Source organism: Actinoplanes sp. NPDC051513, from assembly GCF_044454685.1.
Taxonomy (GTDB): Bacteria; Actinomycetota; Actinomycetes; order Mycobacteriales; family Micromonosporaceae; genus Actinoplanes.
In genome coordinates, this window is sequence record NZ_JBITDW010000009.1 from 315,334 (window position 1) to 330,922 (window position 15,589).

Consider the following 15,589-nt stretch of genomic DNA (forward strand, 5'->3'; position numbering starts at 1 on the left):
GATGAACATCCCGAAGAAACGGCTGATCGCGGTGACCGCGCTGGCCGGCGTGGCCGCCTTCCCGACCGCCGCGATCGCCGACCCGGGCGACTCGGCCGACGTCGACGTCACCGTCCAGATCGCGCCGATCAAGGTGCCCGGCGTGCTGGCCCTGACCGTGGCCGGCGGCGCGGCGACCCTGCAGGAGAACGGCTCGACGCTGACCGTCCGGCAGTTCACCGGCACCCTGCCGACGGTGACCGTCACCGACACCCGCACCGCCGACGAGATCCCGGCCGGCTCCGGCTGGGCCGTGCTCGGTTCGGCGAGCGACTTCACCGGCACAGCCGGCCAGGCCCCGATCACCGCCGACCACCTCGGCTGGAAGCCGCGCCTGGTCGACGCGGGCAACAGCGAGGGACAGGTCAGCGAGGGTGAGGAGGTCGTCACCTCCCTGGACGAGCCGACCCAGCCGGGCAACAACGTCGGCCTCACCGACCAGGAGCTGCTGGTGTCCACGTACGACTCGGCGTCGGTCACCGGTGACGCGTACTCCGTCAACGCCGACCTGTTCCTGCGCACCCCCGCGGACGTGGCGGCCGGCTCCTACAAGAGCAAGCTGACGCTCTCCCTGTTCGAGTAAGGACCCCTCATGATCCTCCAGCTCCTGACCGCAGCCCTTCTGGCCGCCACCCCCGTGCCCGCGGACGCCGGTGCCAAGGTCACGTGGACCGTCCAGCCCGCGGACGGGAGCCGGTGGATCGAACGCACCCTCGACCCGGGCCAGAAGGTCACCGAACAGATGGCGGTGCGCAACCTCGGCACCGCCGACACGGTGTTCGCGCTGAGCGCGGCCGACGGCTACCTGACCGACAAGGGTCACTTCAACATGCTCGCCTCGGACAAGAAGTCCACCGACGGCGGCACCTGGATCACGGTGCAGTCCAGTGTCGCCGTCGGTGCGGGCAAGACCGCGATCGTCCCGTTCACCATCACCGTCCCGGCCGGTGCCGCGCCGGGCGACCACCCGGCCGGCATCGCCGCGTCGGTGCTCAGCCGCAACGGCACCGTCCAGGTGGAAAGCCGCGTCGGATTCCGGGTCATGCTCCGGGCCAGCGGGACGGTGCGGTCCACGCTCGCCGCGCAGCGGGTCAGCGCCCGCTATTCGCATTCCTGGAATCCGTTCCGCTCGGGCTCGGTCGAGGTGAGTTACACGCTGGCCAACACCGGAAATGTCCGGGCCGACGCGCACACCTCGCTCTCCGTCTCCGAGCTCTTCGGCATCAAGCACCGTGACGGCGGCGCGGCCGCGGGGGAGCTGCTGCCCGGCGGCGCCCGCCCGGCCGGCGGCGTCGTCCACGGCGTCTGGGGCCTCGGCCCCGTCCACACGAAGATCCTGCTCTCCCCGGCCGATCCGGCCGGCCCCGCCGAAGTGACGGTGTGGGTCGTGCCGTGGCCGCAGCTCCTCGTGGTGGTCCTGCTAGTCGCTCTCGTCCTCGCCCTGCGCGCCCGCCGGCGCCGGGTTGCCCGGCTGCTGGACGACGCCCGCCGGGAAGGACAAGCCCTGAGAAAGGACAACCGCCAGTGACCCCCCTCAGCCGACGGCAGCTCTTCCAACTCTCCGCGCTCGGTGCCGCCTCTGCCGGCCTTTACGCCTCGCTGCCCACCGGCGCGGCCTGGGCTGCAGTTGCCGCCGCCGCCTCGACCGATGTCGGACCCGGATCGACCGCCCCCGTCCGGCCCTTCCCGCTCGGCGATGTGCGGCTGGGCAACGGACTGCTGCAGACCAAGCGCGACCGCACCAAGGCCTTCCTGCGGTCGTACGACGAACGTCGCTTCCTCGTGCTGTTCAACAACCAGGCCGGCCGGCCCAACCCGTCGGGCGTCGCCGTGCCGGGCGGCTGGGAGGACGGCGGCCTGCTCAGCGGCCACTGGGCCGGGCACTACATGACCGCCCTCGCGCAGGCGTACGCCGACCAGGGCGAGGTCGTCTACAAGACCAAGCTCGACTGGATGGTCACCGAGCTCGCCGCCTGCCAGGCCGCCATCACCGCCCGCATGACCGATGGCGGCGGCGACGGCGGCGAGGAGCCGGCCCCGGTGATCGGCCGCGTCGCCGGCAAGTTCGGCAGCGCGCTCAAGCTGAACGGGACGAGCAAGGCGCAGTACTGCACCCTGCCCCAGGAGGCGATCAACCAGCTCACCAACTTCACCATCGCCACCTGGATCAACCTGGGCTCCACCGCGAGCTGGACCCGGCTGTTCGACTTCGGCCAGTCCACCGGCATCAACATGTTCCTGACCCCAAGGGCCGGCGTGACCGGCAACGTGCCGCGCTTCGCCATCACCGTCGGCGGCTCGGGCGCCGAACAGCGGATCGACGGCTCGTCGGCGCTTCCGGTGGGCTCCTGGGTGCACGTCGCGGTGACGTTGTCCGGCAGCACCGGCACCCTGTACGTCAACGGGCAGCCGGCCGGCGTCAACACCGCCATGACGCTGAACCCGTCCAACCTCGGCAACCCGGGCAACCGGTGGATCGGCCGTTCCCAGTACGGCGACCCGTTCCTGGACGCGACGATCGACGAGTTCCACATCTTCGACCGGGCGCTCACCCAGCCGGAGCTGGCGTCGCTGCTGGAGTCGGCGCCCGGCGCCACCGGCGGCGGCAACATCGCCTGGTACAAGTTCGACGAGGCCGACGGCACGGCGCTCAAGGACGCCTCGCCCAACGGCCGCGACGCCGGCATCGTGGCCGCCTCCACCGCCGGGGCGGCCGACTGGATCCCCACCCACCCCGGCTACCTCGGCGCCATCCCCGAGGACGCCGTGCTGCGCCTCGGGCCGCCGCGCTGGGCGGTCTACGGCGGCAACGCCGACACCAACACGTGGGCGCCCTGGTACACCCAGCACAAGATCATGCGCGGGCTGCTGGACGCTTACTACCACACCGGCAACGCCCAGGCCCTCGAGGTCGTCACCAAGATGGCCGACTGGGCCCACCTGGCGCTGACCATCGGCGACAAGAACCATCCCGACTACCCGGGCCCGCTCACCCGCGACGACCTCAACTACATGTGGGACCTCTACATCGGCGGCGAGTTCGGCGGCGCCAACGAGGTCTTCCCGGAGATCCAGGCGCTCACCGGCGACCCGAAGCACCTCGAGACCGCCAAGGCCTTCGACAACCGCGAATCGCTGTTCGGCGCCACCGTGGAGAACCGCGACATCCTCGTCGTCACCCCGGCCAACCGGCCCGGCCGCCGCCGCGCCGAGCGGCTGCACGCCAACACCCACGTGCCGCAGTTCATCGGCTACCTGCGCATCTTCGAGCACGGCGGGGCGCAGGAGTACTTCACCGCCGCCAAGAACTTCTACGGCATGGTCGTGCCGCACCGCATGTTCGCCAGCGGCGGCACGAGCGGCAACTACCCGGGCTCCAACAACAACCTCGAGCTGTTCCAGAACCGCGACAACATCGCCAACGCGGCGCAGACCAGCGGCGCGGAGACCTGCACGACGTACAACCTCATGAAGCTCGCCCGCAACCTGTTCCTGCACGAGCACGACCCGGCCTACATGGACTACTACGAGCGCGGCATGCTCAACATGATCGCCGGGTCCCGCGCCGACACGACCTCGACCGGCGACCCGCAGGTCACCTACTTCCAGCCGCTGGGCTCGGGCACCGTGCGCAGCTACGGCAACACCGGCACCTGCTGCGGCGGCACCGGCCTCGAGAATCACACCAAGTACCAGGAGACGATCTACCTCAAGTCCGCCGACGAGGGCACGCTCTGGGTCAACCTGTACGTCCCGTCCACCCTCGCCTGGGCGGCGAAGAGCTTCACCGTCACCCAGGAGACGACGTTCCCCCGGTCGGACCAGGTGAAGCTCACCGTGGACGGCGCGGGCCCGCTCGACCTCAAGCTGCGGGTGCCCGGCTGGGCCACGAAGGGCTTCACCGTCGCGGTGAACGGCGCCGCGCAGAACCTGGCGGCGCAGCCCGGCACGTACGTGACGCTGAGCCGCACCTGGAGTCCCGGCGACGTGGTCGAGATCCGGATGCCGTTCAGCATCCGGATCGAGCGGGCCATCGACCGCCCCGACACCCAGGCGATCTTCTGGGGTCCGGTGCTGCTGCAGGCCCTGGGCGGCGGCACCTCCTGGCGCGAGCTGACGCTGTACCGCGGCCTCAAGCGGGACGGCGACTACTCGCGCGCCGCGATCACCGCCGGGCCGGTCACCGCGGCCGGCGATCCGACGTTCGTCGCGGGCGGGCTCACCCTGCGGCCCTACTACATCAGCGACAACCAGCCCGCGTCGTCGTACTTCCGGCGGACCGAGCCGGCGATCGTGTTCGGTTCCCTCGACAGCGGGGTGCCCAACCGCAAGCGCAACGACGGGCTGCCGCGCTACGACGTACCCGTCACCGGCGTCGTCTCGCCCGGCACCGATGGCCCGACGTTCCTCGACCTGGTCTGGGACCAGGCGCCGTTCGCGACGCACAGCCAGTTCGTCACGGCGGTCAGCGACACGGCGGCGGCCTTCGTGACCGCGGGCGTGTTCAGCACGGCGGAGCGGGACACCATCGTCGCGGCGGCCGTCGCGGCCGCCGGTGAGCTGTCGCCGCCGGCGTCGTTGAGGGTCGAGGTCGAGGCCCGTACGCAGCGGGTCGGCACGACGATGTACGTCGCGGTCAACGCCCGCAACGCCGACCAGGTGCCGCTCACGATCGAACTGATCACGGCGTACGGGTCACGAACGGTCCCCGGCGTGGCGCCCGGCCACTCGGCGTACCAGTCCTTCAACAGCCGCGCCGCCTCGATCCCGGCCGGCACCGTGACCGTCAAGGTCAGCGGCACCGTCGACGGGGTGCCCGTGACGGCGCAGTTCGAGGCCGCTTACAGCTAGAGAACGGCGCGATCGTTGCGCGCCGGGGCCTGCGATCCACGCGGTCCCGGCGCGTTCAACGCTCTTTCCCGATCAGAAGGGGGGCGCGTCCTCGCCCATCAACGCCAGCACGACGCCGCCCTTTCCGCTCTTGAGGCCCTGGACCACGACCTTGCCGGTACTGCCGTCGGGCAGCTCCAGGGTGAAGGTCTTCCCCACCGCGTTCTTGGGGCCGTTGCCCGCGCTGTTGGCGGGCCGGAAGTCACCCGCCCACGGCGGGATCCCGCCCTTGCGGGCGGGCTCGGCGAAGAGGGCGGCGGTGCCGGGCGTCCTCGTGCCGTCCGAGGAAAGAAGCACTGCGGCGCTGCGATAGGTAGCCATTAGCGGTAAGACTAACCGGACTGCGCCGCGCATGGCCGATTGACGGACCACCTTGGCATCGGTTTGTTGTGGTCGGCGTCAGCCGGCGGTGGTGGCGACGTAGAGGGTGTTGGCGGAGCTGCCCCTGGTCAGCGGGTTGGCGAAGGTCACCACATGCGCGGTCGCGGCGACGAAACACTGCCGCAGGACGGCCAGAAACGCGTCGTCGGGCTCGTCGTCGGACCACAGTCCAAATGCCCCGCCCGGGCGTAGGCGGCTGCCGAGCCGGCGTAGCCCGGTCGGGGTGTAGAGGTCGGCGTGGGTGGGGTCCAGAACGTTGACGGGCGAGTGGTCGATGTCGACCAGGATGGCGTCGAAGAGGCGGTCCGGCGCGGCCGGGTCGAAGCCCGCGCCGTCGCGCAGCAGCGCGAAGAAGTCGCCTTCCAGCAACGTGGTGCGGGGGTCGGTGGTGAGAGCGCGGGCCTGCGGGAGCAGTTCACGGCGATGCCAGTCGATCACCGGCGCCAGCGCCTCGACCACGATCAGCGACCGGACCCGGGCGTCGGCGAGCGCGGCGCGGGCGGTGTAGCCGAGGCCGAGACCGCCGACGACGACGTCCAACGGCGCGTCCGGCAGGGCGGCCAGGGTGAGCCGGGCCAACTCCTCCTCGGCGACCGTGAACATGCTGGACATCAGGTACTCGTCGCCGAGCTTGACCTCGTACACCTCGGTCTTGGTCGTGGGCTCGAGGCGCCGGCGCAGGCTGATCTCGCCGATGCGGGTGTTGGCCCAGTCCAGTTCGGCGAGTCGCGGGTGCATGGGTGCCGAGGATAGTCCTGCGGGCCCCGTGCGCTCGTGCGACCCGTTCGGATAGCGTGCGTCATGGCGAAGCGCGCATTGGTTCTGGGCGGTGGCGGCGTGACCGGCGTGGCCTGGGAGATCGGAATGCTGACCGGCCTGGCCGAGGCCGGCGCCGACCTGACGGACGCCGACATCGTCATCGGGACGTCCGCAGGCTCGGTGGTGGGCGCCATGGTGGCCGGCGGCCTCGACCTGCCGAGCATGTTCGCGGGCCAGCTCGCGCCGCCGACCGCCGAGATCCCCGCCCGGTTGGGCGTGACGATGGTGCTGCGCTGGGCGTGGGCGGCGGCCGGCCGGCGCGACGAGCAGCGGGCGCGGGCGCGGATCGGCGCCATGGCGCTCGCCGCGCGCACCGTCCCCGAGGGCGACCGCCGGGCGGTCATCGCCGCTCGCCTGCGCCACGGCGACTGGCCCGACCGGCGGTTGCTCGTCACCGCGGTCGACGCACGGACCGGCGAGTTCGTGGTCTTCGACCGCGAGCAGGGCGTCGACCTGGTCGACGCGGTGGGCGCCAGTTGCGCGGTGCCGGGTGTGTGGCCCCCGGTCACCATCGGCGACCGCCGGTACGTCGACGGCGGCGTGCGGTCACCGGTCAACGCCGACCTCGCCGCCGGATACGACCGGGTCGTGATCCTCGCCCCGGTGACCGCGAACTTCGGTCCCACGGGCAACATCCGTCGCCAGATCGCCGGGCTCGGCGCCGATGTCGCCCTGATCCGCCCGGACAAGGCGGCGAGGCGCGCCTTCGGCCGCAACGTGCTCGATCCGGCTCGCCGAGGTGCGGCCGCCCGCGCCGGCCACACCCAGGCCCGTCAGGAATCCGCCCGGGTGGCCGAGCTCTGGACCGTCCCAGCCTGACGCAGAATTACCACTTTCAGTCACATATTCGGGTTATTCCGGCTACGTTCAGGCGGCGCCGGCGCCGCCGTGCCGCACTCTCATCAGGTCCTCCGGAGGCCCTCGTGAGCTCCTCGACGCACGCCGTCCGGCGCCGGCGTGACTCCCGGCCGGCGTGGGCCTGCGTCGCCATGATCTCGATCTTCGCGGTCGGCCGCGCAACGCCCGTACAGGCCTCGCCGGCCGACCCGCCACCGGTGCCCTCGGGCAGGGTCGCATCGGTCACGGTCACTCCCATCCCCGGAAACCCGGCCGTGGACGTGAGTTGGGAGCCGCTGGATCCGGCCGGCTGGAACGGCAGCCAGATCGAGGCCTACGAGGTCCACATGACCGCGCCGGAGGGCGCGAACCCGACCAATGGCTGCGACGCCCTCATCGCGGACACGACGTGCATGTTCATCGCCGACAAGGCCGGCGTCTACACGGCCACGGTGGCCGCGTACAACGAGACGGGCGCGAGCGCCGAATCGACCGGGGGCATCGCGACCCTGGTGCTCGACCCGCCGGCCGGCCCGGTCACGAGCCTCGTCGCCACCAGCGCCAACGACCCGGCGACCGGTACGGCTGACGTCGGCGTGACCTGGGACGCCCTGGCCCCGGAGGCGTGGAACTTCGGGAGCCGCCAGAACTTCCACGTGAGAATCGACGCTCCGGGCGGCGGGAGCGCCGGCCCGGGCGCATGCTCCGGCGACCTCACCGAGACGAGCTGCCACTTCACCCCCACCGACTCCGGTCGCTACACGATCCACGTCGCGCCGGTCAACGAGGCCGGGACCGGCGCCTCGGCGGACACGACGGTCGACGTCGCGCTGACGCCCGACGCCGCGGTCGGCCACCTCGCCGTGACGCCGATCGGCGCCGACGGCCATGTGAACGTGACCTGGGACCCGGTGCCCGAGGACGCCTGGAACGGCGACACCCACCATTACGACATCCAGGTCACGCCCGCCGGCGACGGCCACGTCGTCGAGAACTACTGCGGTCAGTGGGCCGAGGACGACGCCACGTCGATCGCCGGCTGCGGCTTCGCCGTCGACGCCGCCGACACGTACACGGTCACCGTGACAGCCGTGAACGAGTTCGGCGCCAGCACGCAATCCAGCAGCGAGAACGCCGACGTGACGATGGGCCGCCCGGCCGCGGCGGTGGCCGATCTCCGGGTCGCCGGCGAATCCGGGCCCGGCGTCGTCGACGTCAGCTGGACCCCGCTCGACGACGAGGCCTGGAACGGCGCCCTGAACAGGTTCTACAGCGTGGCCGTGACCGGACCCGGCGATGAGCCGTTCACCGGCCCGGGCAGCTGCGCGGCGCAGATGGACGTCGCCGCCTCGAGCTGCTCGTTCAGCGTCGGCGACGGCGGGTACTACCAGGTGCAGGTCGTGGCCATCAGCGAGGGCGGCGTCAGCGAGCCCGCCGGAGCGGGCATCCAGGTCACCCTGGCGCCGACCGGCACGGTCGGGCCGGTGGATGTCGTGAACACGCCCGGGTCCGGCCACGTGGAGCTCTCCTGGCCGCAGATGACCGACGGCTGGGGCGGCGCCCAGCAGCGGAAGTACGAGGTCACCATCACCGGCGGCGGCACCCTGTCCGACAACACCTGCGACTCGGTGCCCGACGTGCCCGAACCGTCCTGCTCGTTCACGGCCGGCGCGGCGGGCCCGATCACGGTCGTCGTGACGGCCGCCAACGAGGCCGGCGCCGCGGCCGGCGGCGTGTCCGCCGACGGGCTCATCACTCTCGCGCCGACCGCCGCGCCGGTTGTGCCGGTCGCGACCGTGACCGGCCTGCAGGTGCTGCCGGCCATCGGTGACGCCACCGTCCAGGTCGGCTGGGACGTGATTCCGGCCGGCGACGACGCGTGGAACGGCGCGATCACCACGCACGACTACGTCGTGAGCATCGTCGGGCCCGACGGCGCGACCATCGATCCCGGCACCTGCACCACCGTCTCGTCCGCGTCGTGCCAGTTCTCCACCGACCGGGGCGGCGACTACACCGTCGGGGTCGCGCTCAGCAACGAGGCCGGGACCAGCGTGAACGCCGCCAGCAACACCGGCCACCTCACGCTCGCCGTCCCGTCCGGACAGGTCGGCGCAGTCACCGCGGACAGCATCCCCGGAACCGGGATCGTGGAGCTGAGCTGGTCGGCGCTGGACGACAGCGACTGGAGCGAGGGCGTGACCCGCAGCTACGCGGCCACCATCGGCGGTGACATGGACCTGCTGTTCAGCACCTGCGACTCGGTCCCGGCGCCGGCCACCTCCTGCTACGTCGAGACCAACGCCTCGGGACCGTTCACGGCCGAGGTGAAGGCCGTGAACGAGGCCGGCGCCGCCGTCGCCGGCGGATCCGTCAGCGGCACCGTCGTCCTGGCGCCGAGAGCGGCCGTGTCCACTGTGCACGTGAGCACCTCGATCAACTCGCCGACCGTCACGGTCAGCTGGGACCAGCTGACGACCGGCTGGGAGAGCGGCGTCGAGAAGACGTACGCCGTCAGCGTGCAAGGGCCGTCCGCCGACACCCTTGCGAACGACGGCTGCACGAACGAGCCGGTGGTCGACTCCGATGCGCCGAGCTGCACGTTCGACGTGAGCGAGGGCGGCGACTACGTCGTCTCCGTGCAGGCGGTGAGCGAGGGCGGCCCGGGCCCGTCCGCCGAGGAGACAGCGCACGTCACGCTCGAGCCCACCGCCACCATTGCCGGCGTGACGGTCGGCGCCGTCCCCGGCTCCTCGACGGTGAACGTCGGATGGGACCGCCTGCCGGAGACCGGCTGGAACGGCGGCTCCACCCACTACTACCTGATCACGCTGCAGGCGCCGCCCAACGCGGTCATCGGCGCCACCACCTGCACCACGGTGGCCGACACGGACGACCCGCACTGCACCTTCACCACCGACATCCCGGGCGCCTACACCGCGCAGGTCACGGCGGCCAACGAGGCCGGCCCGGCCGACACTCCGGGCGTCGGCACCGGCACCCTGGCCGCCGGCGTGCCCGCGGCGGCAACCGGCGTGACCGGCACGAGCGGCGTCAACGCCATCACCGCGTCGTGGACGGCGGCGGTGGCCACCAGCCTCGCCGGGGTCAGCTCGTACACCGTCAGCGCCGTCGCGGACGGCTACCCGGACAAGACCTGCGCCGGCACCGTGACGACCAGCCCCTGCACGATCACCGACGTGGCCGCCGGCGTGCCGTACACCGTGCGCGTGGTGACCGACGGCCCGGGCGGAAGCTCCGCACCGGCCGACAGCGCCGTCGAGGTCGTGCCGACCGGCGCGCCGCAGGCGCCCGTCGCGGTGCCCACCGACGCGGTGCCGGCCGGCAGCGGCACCACCGCGCCCGGCGCCACCATCACCATCACGGGCAGCGGCTACGCGCCGTACTCGACCGTGGTGTTGTCGTTGTTCAGCAACCCGGTGTCGCTGGGCACGGCGACCGCGGACGCGAACGGGAACATCGCGGTCACCGTCAGCCTGCCGGCGGGCACGCCCACCGGAAGCCACACGTTGCTCGCCACCGGCCTCGACTCCCACGGCGCCGTCCTCAACCTGGCCAAGTCGGTCGCGGTCACCACGCCGCCGGCTACGACCCCCACCGCTGCGCGGCCCACCGGCGCGGTCGCCTCCCTCGCCGCCCGGCAGGTCGCGCCCGGCAACCGCAGCGCGGTCGTGACCTGGGCGCCCGGCCAGGTGTCCTGGGGCGACGGCGCCGGCCGCGGCTATGACGTCAGCGTGAGCGGGCCGGGCGACGCCCGGATCACCGGCTCCTGCACGCAACCGGTCGCCGGCAGCGCCACCTCGTGCGAGTTCAGCACCGACACCAACGGCGCTTACGCCGTACGCGTGACTGCCGCCACCGACGCCGGCCGCAGCGGCGCCTTCGCCTCGGCCGCCGTGACCGTCACCACCGCGCCGGGCGCGCCGACCGCGGTGACCGGCACCCCCGGCGCCAACTCGATCAGCGTGAGCTGGAAGCCGCCGGCCTCGGCGGGCGCGGGAATCCTCGGATACACGGTCACGGTGACCGCGCCTTACCACCCGGTCCGCGGGTGCGGCTCGGTCACGAGCAGCCCGTGCACCGTCACCGGCCTCGCGGCCGGGGTCCGATACGTGGCCCGGGTGGTGGCCAACGGCCGCGACGGCGACTCGCCGATGGCGTCCTCGGCGATCACGATCACCGCGGCCGGGAACGTGCACCTGCCGACGGAGCTGCCGAAGGTCGCCGTGGACAACGGCAGCCGGGCGGCCGCGCCGGGTGCCAAGGTCATCGTCACCGGGGCCGGCTACCGGCCCGGGACCAGGGTGCGCCTGGCGTTCTACCCGGGCGGCACCTCGCTCGGCGCCACCACGGCGTCGGCGAAGGGCACCGTGGCGTTCAGCGTGACCATGCCGGCCAGGGGATCCCGCACCCTGCTCACCATCGGCCTCGACAACCGCGGCCGGGTCCGCTACCTGGCGACGGTCCTGCGCGTGCGGGCGATCTGAAGTAAATCGTAAGCGGCTCCCGGCAGTGTTCTCCCCGTCAGCAGCGATACCGCAAACCACCGGGGAGAACTTCCGATGCGCAAGCTCATCAACTCCACCTACATCACCCTCGACGGCGTCATCGAGAATCCCGTCTGGACGTCGCCCTACTTCGCCGAGGACGCGGTCGAGGTGGCCACCGAGCTCACCACCGGCGCGGACGCGCTGCTCATGGGCCGGGCCACCTACGACGGCTTCTCGCAGGCCTGGCCGGCGATGGACGAGAACGACCCGGCCACCGGCGCCGCCTTCTTCAACAACGTGAAGAAGTACGTGGCGTCGACGACGCTCAAGGACCCCTCCTGGAAGAACACCGAAGTTCTGGAGGGGGACTTGGTCGAGGCAGTCGCCAAGCTCAAGGCCCAGGACGGCAAAGCCATCGTTCAGTACGGGTACGGCACGGTCACCGCTCAGCTCGTCAAGGCCGGCCTGGTCGACGAGGTGAAGTTCTGGATCCACCCGGTCATCGAGGGCGCGCCCAGCTTCACCAGTGTGCTGAGCGACGTGAAGGCCACGTTCGAGCTGATCGGCACCCGGGTCTTCGCCAACGGCGTCATCGTCGCCACCTACCGGCCGAAGGCCATCGCCTGATCGAGGGTGAGCTTGGCCCCCTCGGCCACCAGATCGTCGAAGCGTTCCTGGCCCAGCGAGGCAACCGCCCGTCGTGCCGCCCGGCCGAGCTCGTCCTGCTCGGCCGGGGCGGCCGGCGCCGCGTTCTGGTCGCGGGCGGTGGCCGCCGCGCCCAGCAGACGGGCCGCCACGGCGGGCTCGGCGAGGGCGGCCAGGCCCTCGACCGCGCCGATGCCGTCGCGGGTCGAGCCGATGGCGGCCTCGTACGACTCCATGTGCAGTGCCCAGGCGGCGGACGGGTCGCCCTGCAACTCGCGCGCGTAGCCCAGCTCGACCAGGATCATCGGCAGGTACGGCGGCGGCTGCGGCTCGATGCGGCCCTGGTCGGCGATCCGGGTCAGGTGGGCGACGGCCTGGTCGAGGCGGCCCGAGCGGCGGGCCGCGATGCCGAGGCTCATCTCGGCGAACACCACCGCGGTGGGCGCGCCCTGCTCGACGGCCAGCCGGTAGGCGCGTTCCGCCAGCTCCCGTGCGACCTCGTTCTCCCGGCCCTGCACGGCCAGCCAGGCCAGCCAGGACAGCTTGCTGCCGACCTCGGGCCACAGCGAAAGCTCCGTCGCCCAGCGCAGCCCCTCCCGGTGCACGGCGGCGGCCCGCTCGTTCTGGCCGCGGAACTCGGCCAGCCCGCCGAGCCAGTCGCCGGCCCGCAGCCGCCCCCACCGGTCGCCGAGTTGGGCGAAGAGCGCGTCGCTGCGGGTGGCGGCCGCCTCCAGAGCGGACAGGTCACCGGCCGCGTGCGCGAGCATCGCCCGCGAGGCCAGCGTCGCCGCCTCGGTCCACGAGTCGTCGAACTCCTCCGGCAGCAGCGCGGCGGCGAGGGTCAGGTCGCCCCGGTCCAGCACGGCGTTCGCCACGAACCAGGCCGACCGCCCGGCCGGATCAAGAGCAAGCACATCCCGTACGTCCGAAGGCACCTGCTCTCCTTGCAGCAGGGCGAGACCGAGTCGCCAGGGCGCCGCCAGGCGTTCCTGTTCGGCCGGGCCGGCCTGGGCCAGGGCCGTGCGCGCCTCGCTGAGCCGGCCCCGCAGGACCCAGTACCAGGTGAGCGCGAGCGCCAGCCCCAAGCCGCCGCCGTGCGTGAGCGCCGCCCGCAGGTTGGCCCGCTCGGCGTCCAGAATGGAGAGCCACTCCCGCTGCTCCGGGCCGCGCAGCAGCGGATCGGCGCGCTCGGCGAGCGACCGGAAGTACGCCGCGTGCCGGCTCCGGATCGCGGCGGCGTCGGGGAGGTGCGCGGCGGCGAACTCCGCGACCGACTCCAGCAGCCGATAGCGCGGCCCCGGCGCGGCCACCACGAGCGACCTCGCCACGAGCCGGTCCACCGCGTCGAGGTCGGCGTCGCACACCTGCTCGGCGGCCTCGGGCGTGCAGCCGTCGCGGAACACCGAGAGCCGCGCCAGCACGTCCCGATCCTCCGGGTCCAGCAGATCCCAGCTCCACGCGATCACCGCGGTCAGGGTGCGCTGCCGCTCCGGCACATCCCGCTGCCGCGTGGTGAGCAGCCGGAAACGGTCGTCCAGACGATCAACCACGCCTTGTACGCCGAGAGCGCGCACCCTGGTCGCGGCCAGTTCGAGCGCCAGGGGCAGGCCGTCCAGCCGGCGGCAGAGCTGCGCCACCGCGGGCGCGGTCTGCTCGTCGAGCCGGAACCCGCGGTGCTGAGCGGCCGCACGCGCCACGAAGAGCCGGGCCGCGGCCGACCGCCGTACCGCGTCGACATCGGCCGGATCGGACGGCAGCGCCAGCGGACCCACCTCCCAGATCCGCTCGCCCGCCAGCAGCAGCGGCTCGCGGCTGGTGGCCAGCACCCGTACGCCGGGCGCATCGCGGAGCAGCCGCCCGGCCAGAGCGGCGGCCGCCCCGATCACGTGCTCGCAGTTGTCCAGCACGAGCAGCATCTCCCGGTGCCGCAGCGCCGCCACCAGCCGATCGGTCCCGGACCCGCTCGTGCCCCGCGCCTCGTGCAGGCCGAGCACCCCGAGCACCTGCTCCGCCACCCGCGTGTCGGCCGGCGGCAGCGGCGCCAGTTCCACCAGATGTACGCCGTCCGGCGGCGCCTGTTCGGCCGCGGCCGCCGTGGCGAGCCGGGTCTTGCCCACCCCGCCCGGCCCGACCAGGGTGAGCAGCCGTCCGGCCGGGATCAGCGTGCGCAGCTCGGCCAGGGCCTCGGCCCGGCCGATCAGCTCGTTCAGCTGGGTGGGCAGGCTGTTGCGGAGGATCGCGGCCCGGGCCGGGGCGCTGAGGCCCGGGTCCTGGTCGAGGATCTGCCGGTACAGGGCGACCAGTTCGGGCGCCGGGTCGAGGCCCAGCTCGTCGGCGAGCCGCCGGCGCAGCCCGGCGTAGCTCTCCAGGGCCTCGGCCTGGCGGCCCGCGGCGTACAGAGCGCGGATGTGCAGGGCGCGCAGGCCTTCCCGCAGCGGATGGCGCTCGACCAGCTCGGCCAGCTCGGCGGCGACCAGGTCGTGCTCGCCGCGGGCCAGCCGGGCGTCGGCGAGCCGCTCGTGCACGACGAGGCGCTGCTCGGTGAGCCGGGTCGCCTCGGCGCGGGCGAACTCCTGGTCGGCCACGTCGGCGTACGCCTGGCCGCGCCACAGCCCGAGCGCCTCGCCGAGCCGGTCCACGTCGGTGGTGTCGGCGAGCGCGGCGAACCGGTCGGCGTCCACGTCGTCGGCCCGCAGCCGGTAGCCCGGGGGCCGGAACTCGACCAGGTCACGAGCCCCCGGTTCGGCGTCGTCGAGCGCCTTGCGCAGCTGTGACACGCGCACCTGCAGCGCGGCGGCCGGGTTCGCGGGCGCGCCGTCGCCCCAGAGGTCCTCGATGAGCCGGTCGGCGGAGACCACCGTGTTGCGGTGCGCCAGCAGGTCGGCGAGCAGCATCCGCACCTTGGCGCCGGGCACCACCACCGGCTCGCCGTCGCCGGTGGCGACGGCGAGCGGGCCGAGGATCCCGAAGCGCACAGCGGACCATCGTACGGCGGTAGGTCGACCCTGAGCGCAGCCACGCACGCCGGGCGCCTGGAGGTCCGTGCGAGACGGCCCGGCCTGCCGCCGGCCTGCCGCTGGGCTCGTCAGGCGGGCACCTTGGCGGCGAGCACGTCGGCCGGCAGGATCTCCGGCGGCGCGGCGAGCAGGCGGTCGGCGTTGGCCATCAGCGCCTTGGCGATCGGGCCGTTGATGTGGGCTTGACGGGCGTCCTCGTTCGGGAACGCGTCGACGATCCAGAACGTCGACGCATCGGTGCGCAGGGCGAACCACACGATCGTGCCGGCCTCGTCGTTGGCGAGCCCGAGGGCGCCGGCCAGGAAGTCGGCGACCTCCTGCTCGGATCCGGACTTGGCGACAAGCTTGGCGACGAACGCGAGCTTGGTGCTGGAAGTAGTCACACCCAGCACGCTAGGCCGTCGGCCGGCGCTTGACAGGTGGCGGAAACGACAACATCCGGTACCGTAC

10 protein-coding genes are annotated in these 15,589 nt (G+C 72.8%); 6 read left to right on the forward strand and 4 right to left on the reverse strand.

All coding sequences use genetic code 11. The features are described 5' to 3' along the window. Position 1 precedes the first annotated feature (1 nt). From ACIA5D_RS28725 to ACIA5D_RS28735, 3 genes are read left to right on the forward strand one after another with little or no spacing between them, the layout of a single operon-like run. On the forward strand, positions 2–622 hold the full coding sequence (locus ACIA5D_RS28725) for a hypothetical protein (protein WP_396033386.1): 621 nt from the start codon (positions 2–4) through the stop codon (positions 620–622). A gap of 9 nt (positions 623–631) precedes the next feature. Next, a complete protein-coding gene (locus ACIA5D_RS28730; RefSeq protein WP_396033387.1) occupies positions 632–1,567 on the forward strand; it encodes a hypothetical protein in 936 nt (311 codons plus the stop codon). Continuing rightward, positions 1,564–4,890: a beta-L-arabinofuranosidase domain-containing protein gene (locus ACIA5D_RS28735; RefSeq protein ID WP_396033389.1), complete on the forward strand. Its 3,327-nt coding sequence runs from the start codon at positions 1,564–1,566 to the stop codon at positions 4,888–4,890. Before ACIA5D_RS28730 ends, ACIA5D_RS28735 begins: the two co-directional genes overlap by 4 nt. A 72-nt stretch (positions 4,891–4,962) precedes the next feature. On the opposite strand, the gene ACIA5D_RS28740 is transcribed toward ACIA5D_RS28735, so the two are convergent. Together ACIA5D_RS28740 and ACIA5D_RS28745 are read right to left on the reverse strand one after the other, a co-directional pair. Beyond that, on the reverse strand, positions 4,963–5,250 hold the full coding sequence (locus tag ACIA5D_RS28740; RefSeq protein WP_396033390.1) for a hypothetical protein: 288 nt from the start codon (positions 5,248–5,250) through the stop codon (positions 4,963–4,965). A gap of 78 nt (positions 5,251–5,328) precedes the next feature. After that, positions 5,329–6,048 carry a spermidine synthase gene (locus ACIA5D_RS28745; protein WP_396033391.1) on the reverse strand — a complete coding sequence of 240 codons (720 nt, stop codon included), beginning with the start codon at positions 6,046–6,048 and terminating at the stop codon, positions 5,329–5,331. A gap of 63 nt (positions 6,049–6,111) precedes the next feature. Here ACIA5D_RS28745 and ACIA5D_RS28750 point away from each other — a divergent pair, with 63 nt between their 5' ends. From ACIA5D_RS28750 to ACIA5D_RS28760, 3 genes are all read left to right on the forward strand, one after another. Further along, positions 6,112–6,948, forward strand: coding sequence for a patatin-like phospholipase family protein (locus tag ACIA5D_RS28750; RefSeq protein ID WP_396033392.1), 837 nt, complete (start codon positions 6,112–6,114; stop codon positions 6,946–6,948). 104 nt (positions 6,949–7,052) lie between these two features. Next, positions 7,053–11,474, forward strand: coding sequence for a fibronectin type III domain-containing protein (locus tag ACIA5D_RS28755; protein WP_396033393.1), 4,422 nt, complete (start codon positions 7,053–7,055; stop codon positions 11,472–11,474). 75 nt (positions 11,475–11,549) lie between these two features. Then, positions 11,550–12,104: a dihydrofolate reductase family protein gene (locus tag ACIA5D_RS28760; RefSeq protein ID WP_396033394.1), complete on the forward strand. Its 555-nt coding sequence runs from the start codon at positions 11,550–11,552 to the stop codon at positions 12,102–12,104. Here the strand turns inward: ACIA5D_RS28760 and ACIA5D_RS28765 are convergent. Both ACIA5D_RS28765 and ACIA5D_RS28770 read right to left on the reverse strand, forming a co-directional pair. Then, entirely contained in the window at positions 12,080–15,097 is a 3,018-nt protein-coding gene (locus ACIA5D_RS28765; protein ID WP_396033395.1) for a BTAD domain-containing putative transcriptional regulator, read from the reverse strand. The two genes, ACIA5D_RS28760 and ACIA5D_RS28765, sit on opposite strands and share 25 nt — an antisense overlap. A 110-nt stretch (positions 15,098–15,207) precedes the next feature. Then, a complete protein-coding gene (locus tag ACIA5D_RS28770; RefSeq protein ID WP_396033396.1) occupies positions 15,208–15,531 on the reverse strand; it encodes a putative quinol monooxygenase in 324 nt (107 codons plus the stop codon). Positions 15,532–15,589 lie beyond the last annotated feature (58 nt).

Bases quoted from the DNA above. Each gene is read 5' to 3' on its own strand.
- ACIA5D_RS28725 (WP_396033386.1), top strand. From the start codon at position 2: ATGAACATCCCGAAGAAACGGCTGATCGCGGTGACCGCGCTGGCCGGC.
- ACIA5D_RS28730 (WP_396033387.1), top strand. From the start codon at position 632: ATGATCCTCCAGCTCCTGACCGCAGCCCTTCTGGCCGCCACCCCCGTG.
- ACIA5D_RS28740 (WP_396033390.1), bottom strand. From the start codon at position 5,250: ATGGCTACCTATCGCAGCGCCGCAGTGCTTCTTTCCTCGGACGGCACG.
- ACIA5D_RS28745 (WP_396033391.1), bottom strand. From the start codon at position 6,048: ATGCACCCGCGACTCGCCGAACTGGACTGGGCCAACACCCGCATCGGC.
- ACIA5D_RS28750 (WP_396033392.1), top strand. From the start codon at position 6,112: ATGGCGAAGCGCGCATTGGTTCTGGGCGGTGGCGGCGTGACCGGCGTG.
- ACIA5D_RS28760 (WP_396033394.1), top strand. From the start codon at position 11,550: ATGCGCAAGCTCATCAACTCCACCTACATCACCCTCGACGGCGTCATC.